14 protein-coding genes are annotated in these 14752 nt (G+C 54.4%); 9 read left to right on the top strand and 5 right to left on the bottom strand.

All coding sequences use genetic code 11. The features are described from left to right. Window positions 1–181 precede the first annotated feature (181 nt). The 5 genes from JO972_RS07915 (at window position 182) to dinB (ending at window position 5555) form a co-directional block, all read left to right on the top strand. Window positions 182–1327, top strand: a complete 1146-nt coding sequence (locus tag JO972_RS07915; protein WP_309489490.1) for an FAD-dependent oxidoreductase — start codon at window positions 182–184, stop codon at window positions 1325–1327. A gap of 285 nt (window positions 1328–1612) precedes the next feature. Continuing rightward, window positions 1613–2146 (top strand): hypothetical protein, encoded by a 534-nt coding sequence (locus tag JO972_RS07910; protein WP_309489489.1) that lies wholly within the window; start codon window positions 1613–1615, stop codon window positions 2144–2146. 142 nt (window positions 2147–2288) lie between these two features. Beyond that, entirely contained in the window at window positions 2289–3095 is an 807-nt protein-coding gene (locus JO972_RS07905) for an ankyrin repeat domain-containing protein (protein WP_309489488.1), read from the top strand. Between the two features lie 148 nt (window positions 3096–3243). Then, window positions 3244–4362, top strand: a complete 1119-nt coding sequence (locus JO972_RS07900; RefSeq protein WP_309489487.1) for a transposase — start codon at window positions 3244–3246, stop codon at window positions 4360–4362. Window positions 4363–4511: 149 nt separating this feature from the next. Beyond that, window positions 4512–5555: a DNA polymerase IV gene (dinB, locus tag JO972_RS07895; RefSeq protein ID WP_309489624.1), complete on the top strand. Its 1044-nt coding sequence runs from the start codon at window positions 4512–4514 to the stop codon at window positions 5553–5555. Here the strand turns inward: dinB and JO972_RS07890 are convergent. Next, a complete protein-coding gene (locus JO972_RS07890; RefSeq protein WP_309489486.1) occupies window positions 5552–6100 on the bottom strand; it encodes a hypothetical protein in 549 nt (182 codons plus the stop codon). The genes dinB and JO972_RS07890 overlap by 4 nt on opposite strands. 119 nt (window positions 6101–6219) lie before the next feature. Here JO972_RS07890 and JO972_RS07885 point away from each other — a divergent pair, with 119 nt between their 5' ends. Together JO972_RS07885 and JO972_RS07880 are read left to right on the top strand one after the other, a co-directional pair. Continuing rightward, on the top strand, window positions 6220–7494 hold the full coding sequence (locus tag JO972_RS07885; RefSeq protein ID WP_309489485.1) for a cation:proton antiporter: 1275 nt from the start codon (window positions 6220–6222) through the stop codon (window positions 7492–7494). Beyond that, window positions 7484–7756, top strand: coding sequence for a Precorrin-3B methylase (locus tag JO972_RS07880; protein ID WP_309489484.1), 273 nt, complete (start codon window positions 7484–7486; stop codon window positions 7754–7756). Before JO972_RS07885 ends, JO972_RS07880 begins: the two co-directional genes overlap by 11 nt. Window positions 7757–7798: 42 nt before the next feature. Here the strand turns inward: JO972_RS07880 and JO972_RS07875 are convergent, their stop codons facing one another. Next, complete coding sequence (locus JO972_RS07875) at window positions 7799–9127, bottom strand: Gfo/Idh/MocA family protein (protein ID WP_309489483.1); 1329 nt, start codon at window positions 9125–9127, stop codon at window positions 7799–7801. Window positions 9128–9327: 200 nt separating this feature from the next. On the opposite strand from JO972_RS07875, the gene JO972_RS07870 reads away from it, so the two are divergent. Together JO972_RS07870 and queG are read left to right on the top strand one after the other, a co-directional pair. Next, window positions 9328–9672, top strand: a complete 345-nt coding sequence (locus JO972_RS07870) for a transmembrane 220 family protein (protein WP_309489482.1) — start codon at window positions 9328–9330, stop codon at window positions 9670–9672. After that, a complete protein-coding gene (queG, locus tag JO972_RS07865; protein WP_309489481.1) occupies window positions 9669–10703 on the top strand; it encodes a tRNA epoxyqueuosine(34) reductase QueG in 1035 nt (344 codons plus the stop codon). The genes JO972_RS07870 and queG overlap by 4 nt, the downstream gene beginning before the upstream one ends. On the opposite strand, the gene JO972_RS07860 is transcribed toward queG, so the two are convergent. The 3 genes from JO972_RS07860 to JO972_RS07850 form a co-directional block, all read right to left on the bottom strand. Then, the gene (locus JO972_RS07860; protein WP_309489480.1) at window positions 10700–11971 is read right to left on the bottom strand and encodes a porin; all 1272 of its coding nucleotides are present in this window, start codon (window positions 11969–11971) and stop codon (window positions 10700–10702) included. The two genes, queG and JO972_RS07860, sit on opposite strands and share 4 nt — an antisense overlap. Before the next feature lie 161 nt (window positions 11972–12132). Continuing rightward, window positions 12133–13353, bottom strand: coding sequence for a porin (locus JO972_RS07855; RefSeq protein ID WP_309489479.1), 1221 nt, complete (start codon window positions 13351–13353; stop codon window positions 12133–12135). Between the two features lie 143 nt (window positions 13354–13496). Further along, window positions 13497–14714, bottom strand: coding sequence for a hypothetical protein (locus JO972_RS07850; RefSeq protein WP_309489478.1), 1218 nt, complete (start codon window positions 14712–14714; stop codon window positions 13497–13499). Window positions 14715–14752: the final 38 nt, after the last annotated feature.

Genomic DNA, 14752 nt, shown 5'->3' with positions numbered 1-14752 from the left:
GACCCAATACCCACTAAAAAGTCGATCCCTAGCGCAACCTATGCCGGACCACTGCTAGGCTTGATGCAGCCCACCGCAGCCCATCCTCCCATTCACATGCTCTACTTTGAGCTGGCTATCAGAGTGTGATCACTTCAGATTGCACTCAGAAAACCTGCTAGAAACAGCATGTGAATAAACGATGAAGTCGGCAGATGTTGTGATTATTGGCGCAGGGATGGCTGGATGCATTTCAGCCAAATTGCTCGCCGCCCAGGGGTTGCAGGTGATCTTGGTGGATCGCTTCAAACAATCCCCCCCGGTGTTCCGCGCCGAGAAGCTGGAGAAAGATCAAATCGATCTTCTGGCGAAATTTGATCTCCTGTCCCAGAGGCGACCGCTGGCAGATCCCTTGGGGGTCAATGTGAACTACAACGATGGCCGCATCACTGAGCACCACGATGTCGAGCAATACGGCATCCGTTACCACGATACGATCAACCAGTTGAGGCAGGAGGTGTCGAAGCTGGTCGAATACCGCGTCGCCAAGGTTGAGTCCATCGTGGAAGACCCTGAACATCCCCAATCGCAAATCATCCACTTGGCTGACGCGGAGCCACTGCACGCCCCCTTGGTGATTGTGGCATCAGGTTATCGCAGTGGATTGTTGAAAAAACGAGGTGTGCAATATCGAGAAGATAAAGACCTGGCATCCATATCCTACGGCTTCGACATCGAACGCCCCGACCAGTCGCCATTCGATTCCAATGCCTACGGCTACTTTCTCAAACCGGATAAAAACGGCATCGATTACATCACCATCTTTCGCATAGGCGAGACGATGAGAGCCAACGTGTTCACGCAGTTGAAAAGCTCCGACCCAAGAGTCAAGGAGTTGAAAAACAATACCTATCCGGCGTTGCAGAAGTATTTCCCTGATTTGGAAAAACTAACAGATCCGTTTCAGCTCATCAGCAAAGTGGAGATGTTTGCCACTTATTTCTACCAAATGCGAACGCCCGAACTCAATGGCGTGGTCGCCATCGGTGACGCCTATCAAAGTGTGAGCCCGACCACCGGAACTGGCTTGTCCAAGGTGCTCAACGATGTCGATGTGTTATGCAATGTCTTCGTTCCGCGCTGGTTTCAAAACCAATCCTTCGACCACAAGGAGATCAACGAGTTCTATCAATTTGCCCAAAAAAAGGAAGCGGACACGCACTCAAGCCGTTCGTGGAAGTGGTATGCAGATCCATCCAGCCGTTCCGGCCTAGTATACAGATTGAAACAAAACAAAGGCGTTCAATGGCTAGTTCAAAAGCTGAAGCTCCGAAAGCTCCGCCACTAAGGAGCATGGACATTCCTGTCCATGGGCTGCAACGGGAATGAAATTAGATGGTCCTCCGTCCATCAGGCCGAATACTCGGTAGAGAGTTGATCTTGGGCGCGAGCCTCTCAAGACCGACTGCAAGAGTTGATGAACCGGAATCCACTCGCGCTATACTGCAGTGCATTCCTACTCTTCCATTGGGATGAAATTGGATTGTGCTTGTCCACCCTCCATTACATACACGATTTTCTTTGCCCTTTTTCTCCTGTGGGAGAGTCTTTTGTCGGAAGGGGGGATTCCGCCGTGATGAAGAAGTTGATTCACATCGATATGGGACTATTAAGGGACAGGCCTGTCGTTATTTTCTGGCCTGTCGTTATTTTGCTGATTATTGGAGGTAGTATGAAGAAATTACGATTTATTCTTTTGCTGTGCATTTTCTCGGTTTCCTCATCCTGTCACGACCATGACACAGCGGAATCATTAGGCGGCAAAAAGGTTTACTCCTTGAGTCAAGGGGAGGCAATTATGGTGAAGGGTGCAGGTTATGGAGGGTTGCAATTATTAATATCTCAGAATGCTGATGGATTGCATATTTTTCAGTGTGGGGAAATTAATCGAGAAACTGGAATCCCTGACATTTACCCAGTCAAGTTGCACATCAAGGGGATCAATGAAATGAACCTCATTGTCACTAGGGATCAAAATGGCCGACAAATTACTTATGAAGATGATAACGGAGATGGTTTAGCTGATTATAAAAGACAATCTGGCAAAACTTATGAACTGAAAGAAGCGAGTTGGAAGCTGATAGAGGATAAGCTGGGAATTCAGTAAAGAGGGGGAGTCCGTGGATTGTGGATTTGTAATGTATTGTATTAAGGGACAGGGCTGCTATTGTATTCAAAAACGTTGGAGGAATAGTAGCACCTGGCTTTTTTGTTCCTGCAAAGCCAGCGCCTTAAAAAAAACCAGTTTTATGAAGATCAAATGTTTAAAATGCAGAAAGTTTCTATTTTTTTTGGTATCCGCATCGATAATTGGATTATCGTTTTCTGTTATATATAAATTTGTTCATAACAAAAGTATTTCTAATGATGACTTCCTATCTAATAAACAAGAGCATTTAGTTGATGAGGAGAGGATTATAAAGCTCATCAATTTGGGTGAGATTGATGCTGCAAAGCGTTTTTTACGCGAGGGTAAGTTGCAGCGAGACTTGCTTATAGTTCTGTTGGCCAATGAGCCAAATTTAGATATGTTGAAGTATGTTAATAGTCTGGGGTGGGATTTAAATATTTTATATGATGATAAAATTTCACCCTTATATGCTATATGTTCAAGTACTTTTGATGATGGTGCTATTGCCAAGATGTTGCCAGATGTCTTGTTGATGGGGGTAGATCCAAATATTGATTTTGGGCTTGAGGCATCAAGTGTTAATCTTTGTGCAATGAACAATAAAATAAAGTCACTTAAGGTTTTGTTGATGAATGGTGCTAAATTTGATTTTGAAGAGGATCAAGGTGTCACACCGTTAATGTTGGCATCACAATATGGTAGCGTCGATTGCGTTGAATTATTAGTGGATAGTGGTGCTAATCCATTAGCGCGCGACAATGATGGTAAAACTGCATTTGATTATTTAGAAATGGAATGGGAACCTACAAATTTAGATAGAGAAAGCATGGGTGACGATATGATAGATTTTTTCAGGGAGGAACACAAATTGCCTTCCGATATTAAATTACGAATTACAAAAATTTTGAAAGGAGAGGGCAAGTGAAAGGGGTCAGCAACTGAAGAGGGGTCATCCTGGGGTCAGATGCGGCGTTGAAATCACAGAGACCGTATAGAGAACGTATAAAGGGACAGGCCTTCTGTAAGGAAAAGGCATTGACTTTTATGTGTTCACATGATTACTTGTCATTGCCATGCGTCAGCCACGTTTCATTTCTCCCACGGCGGAGACTGATTCCAGCCTCTACCACTGCATTTCGCGTGTGGTGGATCGACAGTTTATTCTCGGACGGGCCGAGAAGGATATGTTTGTGCAGATGATGCGTGAATATGAGGAGTTCTGCGGGGTTCAGGTGCTTTCCTATTGTATCATGAGCAATCATTTCCACTTGCTGGTGGAGGTTCCGCCGAAGGTGAAGGGGGCTGCTGTGGCGATGTCCGATGAGGACTTCTTGGCGCGGATGAAGGGGATGTATTCGGGGGCATATTACCTGCACATCGAGCAGATGATGGGTCGGCTCCGCAGCCAGGGGGCTGACGCGGCGGCGGAGGCATTCAAGGCGAAATACACCTGTCGCATGCACGACCTTTCTGAGTTCATGAAAGGGCTGAAGCAACGGTTTACCCAGTGGTATAACGGAGCGCATGGTCGGCGCGGGACTTTGTGGGAAGGTCGCTTCAAGAGTGTGCTGGTGCAGGACGGGTATGCGGCGCGTGTGATGGCGGCTTACATCGATCTGAACCCGATCCGTGCAGGCATGGTGGAGCGGCCGGAGGATTACAAGTGGTGTTCCTATGGCAAGGCGATGCAGCCGATGGGAGGCCAACGGGCACGCCAAGGAATTTGCCGAGTGCTGGCTGGCGCGGATGCCTTTGACCAGCAACGTGATGCTGACGGCAATGCCGAACAGGTGTGTCTGCCATGGGATGACGGCGTGGCGGAGCGCTACCGGATGATGCTTTTTGCCGATGGCGAGGAAGCCTTTGCCGAGGAGCTTCACAGCGGAGAGATGCCGGAACAGAGGAAACCCCGACGCGTTAGGAAAGGTTTTCGCCGCGAGGAAGTCGAGAAGGTGTTAGGTCGCGGAGGCAAACTAACATTGGGCGAATCCATGCGCTGCCGGGTGCGTTATTTCAGCGACGGCATGGTTTTCGGGAGCAAGGCCTTCGTGGAAGGCGTTTTTCAGGGCGCACGCGACCGTTTCGGAGAGAAACGAAAAAGTGGAGCGAGGAGCCTGCGTGGTGTCGGCTGGCAGAATAAGAACCCCCGCCTTTACTCCATGCGGGAACTGAGAAAAGAGCCGTTAGGCTGAGCTGGGATCATGTTCTGAGATGAGGGGGCTGGGGCTGGCGTAACATCCTTGTTCCGTGGCTGTGGAGGCGCGTTAGGCAAGAGCGCACGATTTTCTTTGCCCTTTTTCTCCTGTGGGAGAGTCTTTTGCCGGAAGGGGATTCCGCCGTGATGAAGAAGTTGATCCACATTGATATGGACTGTTTTTACGCTGCCGTGGAGGAGCGTGAGAATCCGGATTTGCGTGGCAAGCCGGTGGCGGTCGGCGGCAGTAGTCGGCGCGGGGTGATTTGTGCGGCGAATTATGAGGCGAGGAAATATGGAGTGCGCTCGGCGATGCCGGGCTTCAAGGCGGTGCAGGCCTGCCCGCAGCTGATCATGCTGCCGGTGAGGTTCGACCTCTACCGGGCGGAGTCGGCGAAGATCCGAGCGATTTTTGGTCGGTTCACCGAGCTGATCGAACCGCTTTCTTTGGACGAGGCTTATCTTGATGTTAGCCATTGGCAGTCGACGCCCTCGGCCATCGCGCGAGAGATCCGTGCGCAGATTTTTGAAGAGACCCGGCTGACGGCATCCGCGGGGATCGCGCCGAACAAAATGCTGGCGAAGATTGCCAGCGACTGGAACAAACCGAACGGTCAGTTTGAGGTGAAGCAGGAGCAGATCGCCGACTTCATGTGTGAGCTTCCTGTTTCGAAACTTTGGGGGGTGGGAAAGCGGATGCAGGAAAAACTGACCCGACTGGGTGTCAAAACCTGCGGTGACCTACAGCGCTTCGATAAGTTCGAGATGTCGCGCCGCTTTGGCAAGTGGGGGCTGGAGCTCCATGAACTCAGCCGGGGGCATGACGAGCGCGAGGTGAAGGCGCACCGCAGTCGGAAATCGATTAGCAAGGAGAACACCTTCACCGAGGATGTGACTCATCCTGCCGACTTGTTGCCGATGCTGCAGCAGATGCAGGAGGAGATCCAGGAGCTGTTGCTGGGGAAATACCGCGATCGCAAAGTGCGCTCACTGGTGGTGAAACTAAAGTTTTCCGACTTCACCAGAACTACGGCGGAGAGTGCCCAGGGGCAGCTCAATGCCGAGGTGTTTCGATTGTTGTTAGATGAAGCCTGGTCGCGCGGCCACGGCAAGTCGGTGCGCCTGTTCGGCATCGGTGTGCGGCTTGTGGATGAAAAAGACGACCCGCAGTTAGAGATGTTTCCCGACTAAGGTTTGGTCAACTTCATCTGCTTGCGAAGCTCGGTGATTTTGGCATCCAGTGCCTCAATTTTCTCAGCGTGGGCCTTGCCTTCCGGCACGGTTTGCAACAGTTCAAGTTTCTTTGCCTCGGCGGCGGTATTGGCGTCGATGGCCTTTTGCTGGGCCGCCTTGAGTTCGGGGATGGAAGCGGCGGTTTTCTCGATTTCCATGCGAATCTGGGTGAACTCCCGGGTGGCGGCGCTCGAGGCCTCCCTGTCCTTATTCATTCTCGCTTGGATCATCTTTTTCTGGGTGGCATCGCTTTTGGCATAGAGCGGCTTCAGTGTCGGGTGGGCGCGTCGGGTTTGGTTGTATTCGCGAGATGCAGCGAGGGAGGCGCTTTGCAGTTTTTCATATTCTGCATTTTCGTGGAGTTGATGTTTGCTGAAGATTTTGCCGGTTTGCAGTGTAAGCTTGAACTTCTCGCGGCTGAGCTGGCGGATGTCGTCGTGAATGTTTGCGGAGGCGGTGATCAGGGTGAGGCTGAGGATGGCGAGGGTGTGGAGTAATTTCATAGTTGCTTGGCGTTTTGTCCCTTGTTGACGATTGGCGATCCGGGTCATGCAGGCGAATGGGGCTGGGTGGATTCCTGACTTGCCGCTGGAGGCATCCACGGCATGATGCGGCCCTAGCTATGGAGTTTCTCGACATCACCGCCATCCTACTCAGTCTGGCTGCGCTATTTTCCTATGTGAACTACCGCTGGATCAAGCTTCCGACCACCATTGGCATCATGTTGATTGGTCTGGCGATGAGTTTGATCTTCATCGGCATCGGCCAATTTTCGCCGGATCTCACCGAGGCGGTGGATGAGTTCGTGACACGCATCGATTTTAACAAGGCATTGATGAATGGCATGCTGAGTTACCTGCTCTTTGCCGGGGCGCTGCATGTGAATCTGAATGAGCTAAAGAAGCAGGCACGCATTGTTAGTATCATGGCGAGTTTGGGGGTGGTTGTTTCCACCTTTCTGATCGGGGCGGTGTCGTATTTCCTGTTCCAGGCGTTTGGGCTCGGGATCCCGTGGATTTGGTGTCTGGTATTTGGTGCACTGATCTCACCCACCGATCCTGTGGCGGTGTTGGGGATTTTGAAAACGGCAGGCGCACCGAAGTCGCTGGAAACCAAGATTACTGGCGAGTCGTTATTCAATGATGGGGTCGGTGTGGTGGTTTATATCGCGTTGTTAGGAATTGCCGGATTCGGTCCGGATGCTGGTCATGGACATGAGCCGGGGGACATCGCGATGCTATTTCTCAAGGAGGCCGGGGGTGGTTTGTTGCTGGGTGGAGTGCTGGGCTATGGCTGTTACCGGTTATTGAAATCGATCGATCATTACCACGTGGAAGTTTTGCTGACGCTGGCTCTGGTGACCGCTGGCTACCGCTTGGCCATGTCTCTTCATATTAGCGGTCCGCTGGCGATGGTGGTGGCGGGTCTGATGATTGGCAACCATGGCCGCGAGGATGCGATGAGCGAGAAGACACGGCTGCAAATCGACACCTTCTGGGAGCTCATTGATGAAATTCTCAATGCTTTGTTATTCCTGCTGATTGGTTTGGAAATCTTCGTTCTCGATTTCTCAACGCCTGTGTTGATTGCGGGGCTGGTGTTGATTCCGGTGACCCTGCTGGCGCGTTACGTGGCGGTGTCTATTCCCATCACCCTGCTCAGGCCGTGGCGCACCTTTACCACAGGCTCGGCAAAAATCCTGACCTGGGGTGGATTACGCGGTGGGATCTCTGTGGCATTGGCTCTGGCGATTCCCACGAGTCAGGGGGAGATCCGTGATGTGATTTTGCTGGCCACCTATGTGATTGTGATTTTCTCCATTTCGGTGCAGGGTCTGAGTTTGAAATCATTGGTCGCCAAGACGCTGGCCAGAAACGCGGAACGTGATGCCGGCTAAGAAAAACAAAAACAAACCCCTGGTCGGCAAGGCGCTGATCAAGGAGGTGAACCGCCGCATCCGCGCCGCACGTAGCTACTGGGATGCTCACAACAACCGCGCCTGCCGGGGCGAGCGCGAGAAGGCGATGGCGCTCTACGAAATCTTGACCAAGGAGCAGCGCGAGCAGGTGCCGCAGACGCTCAGGGTGTGGCTGCGCTACCGCAGTGAAAAATACTTTGGCGAGCACCGCACCAAGCCGGGCAGCAAGCGGAAGGGCTAGCTGCCTGATCATTGCGGCGTGCTCCGGCTTTGGAGCGATGGATCAGACGAGTGTCGGTTCTGGTTCTGGCTCTGGGTTGGGAGCTTCCACCCGGTGGGTAATGGGGATCAGTTGGCCACCGTTCACGCGCGATTCTTCGGCGGCAAACCCGATCAGGACGCCTTCGATGGAGTTCTCGATCAGTGTGCTGTCCGGACCGCTGCCGCGGAAGATCGTGTCCATGGCATTCACCAGTCCGTAGTCGCCACCTCCGTGGCCCTTGTAACCATCGGCGATGTCGTTTTCCAACACGATGTTCTCAGTGACTCCGGTGGCGTGATTGCGCACGGTGATATCGACGTCGGTGGCCTCTTTCATCGAGTGTCCGCCACGCAGGACGCCTTTGGTTCCGAAGACTTCGATGGATCTTCCCAGATCAAAAGCCGTCATGGTCAGGCTGGCGGTGGCACCATTTTCAAAGTCCATATTGACCACCTGGTGGTCCACGGCATCGTTGTCGCAGCGCCATGCGCAGCGTCCCCATTGGGAGGTCTTCAACCATTCTAACACCTCTTCGTCACTGCGTTCCGTAGGGTGGGGGTAGACCATGTCTAACCAGCGCTTGTGTTTGCCGATGTAGTGGTGGGCGTCATACATGCAGTTGCCTCCTTGGGGGGCGGCATGCGGGCAACCGGAGACACATCGGTCGATCGCACCGGCGGGTGCGTTCTCGGCGGTGAAATGTGAGAGTCTGCCGAATGAGCTGACGGCCTTGCAACGACTGCCCATCAGCCAGGCGAGGTAATCTGTATCGTGGCTACACTTGGCGATGATCATCGGTGTGCACTCACTGGTTTTCCCCCAATGACCGCGGACAAATGAGTGGGTCTGGTGCCAGGCTTCCACGCCCTCATTGGCATGGATGGAGATGATTTCACCGAGCTCTCCTGAGCTGATGACCTCGTGAACTTTGGAATAGAAAGGAGTGTAGCGCAGCACGAAGCAAAGCAGGATCTTACGATCGTATTTCTTAGCGAGTCGCGCCAGCTCAAGGGTCTGATCCAGCGTCTGGGCAGCTGGTTTTTCCAGCAGCAGGTGGTATCCTTTTTCCAGCGCTTTCTTCGCCGGTTCGAAGTGGTATCCGTCCTGGGTGGCGATGATGATCACGTCGGACAGTCGGTCTTCCGCAAGCAGCTCGTCGGCGCTGTTGAAGCTTCGGAAATCCGGGTTGTTGGAAATGTTGCGCATCGCCTCCCGGCGCTCGGGGATGGGGTCAGCCCCAGCCACCACGGAGTAGCGATTGCCCAATGTCGTAGCGATACTGGAGTAGGTGCGAGCGCGCGATCCACAGCCACAGGTGGCAATGGTGAGAGGCTGGTCGGTTTCAAACATGCTCGAGCATCCTCCTGCATGCTTCGAGAAAAGCAAAGTGTGAAAACACGTAGAAGGGGGCGAAAAATAGCCAGATTACCGACCTGTTGTCGGTGAAAGTCGCGGTGGCCAGCTCGAGAATCACGTCTGTCAGGCACCCCGTCACTGGACATTTTCGCGCCAGCGTGCATCCTTGTTTCATGCGCTATGTGTGTCTCCTCATGACCGTTGTGTTCGCCCTGTTCACCTACTGGCAGTTGAATGATCTGGACCAGTATCACACTGAGAAGTGGTATCTCTGGGTGGCTGCTTATGCCGTCTGTGCATTGATTTCCCTAGCGAGCTTCTTCCGCCGCCTGCCGGTGATTGTCTACATCGCCATGGCGGTCGCCGCCGTTTCCGCCGCTGTGATTCGGGTGCAGGGGGTCGACTGGAGCCACAAGATTCTCTACAACCCAGACAACCCATCCGGCAACGAAACCGGGGGGCTTCTGTTCGTTACCCTGTGGATGATTGTGCTCGCTTGGGGCAGGAAGGCACCCGCGAAGAAAAGCGCCGAGTTATGAGTCTGGATCCGCAGATCGCCAAAACGAATCTATCACGCATCGCGCGGGAGTTGGGTTTTGACGATTGTCGGGTGTCCCGCGCGCGCGAGGCAACCCACGCCGAGGCCTACAAGCAGTGGGTGGCAGACGGCTGTGCCGGCGAGATGGGCTGGATGGAAAAAAACATCCAGCGTCGCGTCAATCCCACGGAAGTGGTGCCGGGTGCCTGCTCGGTGATCAGTCTGGCGCTGAACTATTTCCCCGGGGAGGAGAACCCGGACGTCGATTACCGCATTGCGCGATATGCCTGGAATGAGGACTACCACGACATCATTGATGCCAAGCTGAGGGATCTGAACCACGCGCTGGAGGAAATGGGCGGCGTGCAGCGTTTTTACACCGACACCGGCCCTGTGTTAGAGCGCGACTTCGCTACCGACTCGGGCCTCGGCTGGAGTGGCAAGTCCTGCGTGCAAATCCACAAGGAGATGGGCACCTGGTTTTTCCTCGCCGAGCTGATCACCACCCTCGACCTGCCGCCGGACCAAGCCTTCGGCGATCACTGTGGCAAGTGCACGCGTTGCATCGACGGCTGCCCAACCAATGCCATCACCGAGCCCCATCGGGTGGATGCTCGCCGCTGCATTTCCTACCTCACTATCGAGTATCACGGGTCGATCCCCCTGGAGTTCAGGAAGCAAATCGGGGATCGGATTTACGGCTGTGACACCTGTCTCGATGTCTGCCCGTGGAACCGCTTTGCCAAGGTGAGCCGGGAGACGAAATTCCACGCTCGGCAGTCGGTCTTTCAAAAGCAGCTCCGTGATTTCCTCGAGCTCGACGACGACGCCTTCCGCTCCCTGTTCGCCAAATCGCCGATCAAGCGGATCAAACGGAGCCGATTTCTCCGCAATGTCTGTGTCGCTCTGGGCAACGTCGGGACACAAAAAGACCTGCCGGCGTTAGAGCGCTCGGCAGGTGATGAAGATGCCCTGATCTCGGAACACGCCGCGTGGGCGGTGGCGGAGATCAAGGCGAGGATGAGCGATTAGAAGAACATCCGGTAGGCCAGGCCGTAAGTGAAGCCTTCGTAGATGTCTTCACCATCGGAATCGAGGTCCTCCCACTCCACGCCCGCCATGAGCTTGGAGTTGTGGCCGCAGAAGTAGTAGTTCAGGCCGAGGTAGAGGCTGTGGTGCTCGTCGCCACGACCGTTGCGCAGGGAGGCGATGTCTTCCTGGCGGGCGTCACCGGCGTTGCGCACATAGCGGCTGTTCAGGCGGATGCCTTCGGATTTGCTGGCATGCTGATACTGGTAGCGGAACACGGCTTCCACGCGATCGTCCACAATCCAGTAAGACGGCATCAGCACGGCACCCCAGAAGTTTCCGTCGCGGGCGCTGTTGCCCATGTCGCGGTTTTCACCGAAGATGAGGTTAGCGTTGAATGCTCCCCGGCCTTGTTCGGCTCTGAAAATGGCGGAGGCCACCCAATCGAAGCTGACCAGATCGTCGTCGGCATTGTTGCTGTCGTGATCGACATAGGCCAGGGCGAGGATCGCTTCGGCGCTCTCGAAAGGAGTGCTCTCGGTGAGGTCATAACCCAGACGACCGTGGTACAGCGTGCCGACGTCCCAGTCGGCAATCTCGGTGCTGGACTCGGTGCTGAAGACACCGAAGTAGTAGCTGAATTTTCCAGCTTCCGCATTCATCCAGGCGCCGGTGAGGTTGGGCTGAGGGAAGACTTTGTTGGCGATGGCGGAGCGTTCGATGGTCTTGATCTTCTTCGAAGAAGTGGCGACCTCATCGCTGAGCTTGATTTCGGCTTTACCGACACCGAGTTCGAACTTGTCAAAGCCGCTCATGCCGAAGGCCTTTTGCGCGTTGAACAGCAGTTGGGCTTCGTAAATGTCGGCGTATTCGATGTCGAGATCACCACCGGACGGGCGGGTGTCCTGCTCCATGTCCGCATTGGCCCAGAGGTGGAAGTACTCCAGGAACTTGACGCGGGCGCCGAGGCGGAGGCGACGGAATTCGCCTTCACTGTCGTACCAGAAATCCTGACCACCGGCATCGCCGTCGATCCAAGCTTGTTGATACTGCATCCGACCAAAAATACCCACTTCTTGGATGATGGGGTTGTCGCTGTTCTTGTAAATAGTGCCCGGCTTGGAAGTCAGCCAGCTGCAAAAATCGCCGTTGCTGGCGGGTGGAGTGACGGGGGGCAAGGCGGGTTCTCCGGCGCTGGCCGTAGAGATAGCAAGGGCGACGGCGGAGCCTGCGAGGGCAGCGCGTGACGCAACATTGGTTACTTTTTTCATGGTTTTATCTGGTTGGTTTGCAGGGAAAAATGCCCGCAAGGTGTTTGGGGAAATAGCAGATCCGCCAGATGCTCGAAAGGACAAAAAAAGAGGTGCGGTCTCACGACCGCACCTCCCTTAGTTTACCAGATAAACCAGAAAGGGGATGAACCCCTCAATGATTAGAAATACATGCGGTAAGCAGCCCACAGTGTGGTGGCATCTGCATCACCTTCAGGGGCGTCGAGTGTTTCATACTCAGCACCGACCATGATCTTGGAGTTGTGTCCGCAGAGATACCAGTTCAGGCCAGCGTAGATGCTGTGGTGGGAATCACCACGACCACCGTCGACATCGTGATCAAGCACGTCGGCGCGGAAGTAGCGGCTGTTGGTGCGCACACCTTCTTCTTCGTCAGATCCCATGTAGGAGTAACGAGCGACAAACTCGAGCTTGTCTTCGATGAGGTAGGTGGAAGGCATGACGACCACACCCCAGAACTTGCCGGAGCGCTCTTCTTTTACATAGTCGCTGCTGCCGTTGTCACCGTAGGCCACGTTGACCATCAGGTTCCAGTTGGCGAGCTGAGTTTCGTAGGCTGCGGATGCCACCCACTCGTAACCCACACCAATTTCATCGTCGCCAGAATCATCGGCGTCGTTGTTGTAGAAGAAGTCGAAAAGCAGGTTGCTGCCACCCAGATCGAAGGAGGAGCTCAAGTACCAAGCGGAGCCGTGGTTGTCCAGGCTGCCGAGGGCGTCGCTCTCGTCGAGGCTGAAGTAACCGATGGTTCCTGCCCAGATGCCGCGCTCAGCATCCACGGAGATACCGGTGTAACGACCGTCGTAGATCTTGTTGGAAAGTGCGGAACGTTCCACTGTTTTGATCTTCTTGGAAGATGTGTGGGACTCGTGACCGACCTTCACTTTGTGACGACCGTAAGTGAGGCTCACTTCATCGAAACCAGCGAAGTCCTTGAGGGTGTAGGAAAGCTTGAGCTGATCCCAGTCTTGGTAGGAATACTCGCGTCCTTCACCATCACGCACACCGTCGTCGATGAGGTTGACGTTACCTTTCAGCTTGAAGCCGTTGAGGAACTTCATCTCGGCGCCGAAGCGGAGACGACGCACTTCGTCCAGAGTGTCGCTGAAACTTTCACCATCGACGTCGTCACCGTTGATGTAAGCGCCTTGAAGTTGGACACGACCGAAGAATTTCAGGCTCTGGATGAACGGAGCATTTTTGTCTTCGTAGAACTTGCCGACGGTGGAGAAACCATCACACCAGCTGCCGTTGTTAGGAGCAGGTGCTGCAGGGGGAGCCATAACTTCGCCAGCGATGGCTGTGCCGGTAAGAGCAGTGGCACCGAGAAGTGCTGATGCGATTTGATTGTTCTTAATCATAGTTTTTGTCTGATTGTAGTTTGTAGGGTGTGGTGGACTTCCGGTTGTTGTGTGGTTGTCCGACGCGGAGGGGGTATAGCAGCGCCGACGATCATTGATCGTTCTTTATTGTGTGACACAATGGTCAGAAATGTGAATCGTATTTATTGCACGCGGATAAAGCTGATTTCGCCACGGCCTGGTTTACCTTCATCGGCGGATAGCACGGTGGTGGTGCTGCCAGTGCGGATGGCGATGACATCTTCAGGACGGCTTCCCACGGAGACGATGGCCTCTTTTACGGGAGCTGTTGGCTGGTCGAGGTTCATGATGACCACGCGGTTGGCGCGCTCGATGCCGATGGCGCAGTAGAGGTGACCTCCCTGACGGAACAGGGCGACGCCTTCCGGATCACTGCGTGTGCCCATGCCGCCAAGACTGCGGATGTTGACCCGGGCTAACAACTTTGGCTGGCTGAGGTTGTTAGCACTGACTTGGTAAAAGGAAGCGCTGTCGGTGCCCTCTTCCGCAATGGCGAGGATGGTCTGGCTACCGTGGGAAATCAGATGAACTCCATCCGGTTGGGCATTTCGTGGCAGACGAATGACGCCGCCGAGCGATGGCGAGTTGCTGAGTCGAACCAGTGCGATGGCATTGTCCTCCTGGCAGCTCACCGCTGCGAACCGTGATGTAGGATCGATGGCGATGAACTCAGGTTCGACGCGACCTGCGGGCCGACCCAGTGCTGCGGCCAATCCTGGCACCTTGCGGAATGCCAGTGACTTGCCATTGCCTAGGTTTCCAGAGATGGGGGCCACCAGGATGTTACCCGGAGTGCTGCCATCGCCCTCGGCCTCATCGGCGACCACGACCCAGCGTCCGTTCGGTGCCACGCCGATGCTATCGAGCTGGATGCCGATTTTTTGATCAATCACCACCTTCTGCTGGCCGCGGGCTGCGGCGTTGAGATCGATGACAACCAGGCGCCCTTGCTCGCCATTGACGGCTGACAGCGCGTAAGGCTGAGTGGGGTGGGCGGAGACGCTGGTGGGCTCGCCACCGAGTTGGATGCCCTGGATGCCGGGACTGGAGGCATCCATGTCCAAGGGTTGTGGGTTGGCCGCTCCAGGGTTGGGTAGGCGCATGACCTGGATTTCCTCTGCCACGGAGTTGGTGGCGAGGAGCAGGCCGTGGTGCTTGGCATACGAAATGATTTCCGAGGATCTCCCCGGGCTATCGTAGGTGCGCAGCTTGGTGACGTGCTGGCTGGCGATTTCAGGGGTAGCGGGACCGCTTTTTAATTGCGACGGGCCGCATTGTGAAAGGATGGCAGTGGCAGACAGCGCCAATGGCAGGATGGTAGAACGAGATAGGTATTCCATGAGCCAGCACTAACGCTGACATCTCGGCAAAATCCTTC

The organism is Oceaniferula flava (genome assembly GCF_016811075.1).
Lineage (GTDB): Bacteria > Verrucomicrobiota > Verrucomicrobiia > Verrucomicrobiales > Akkermansiaceae > Oceaniferula > Oceaniferula flava.
This window is presented reverse-complemented; position numbering and strand designations above follow the sequence as displayed.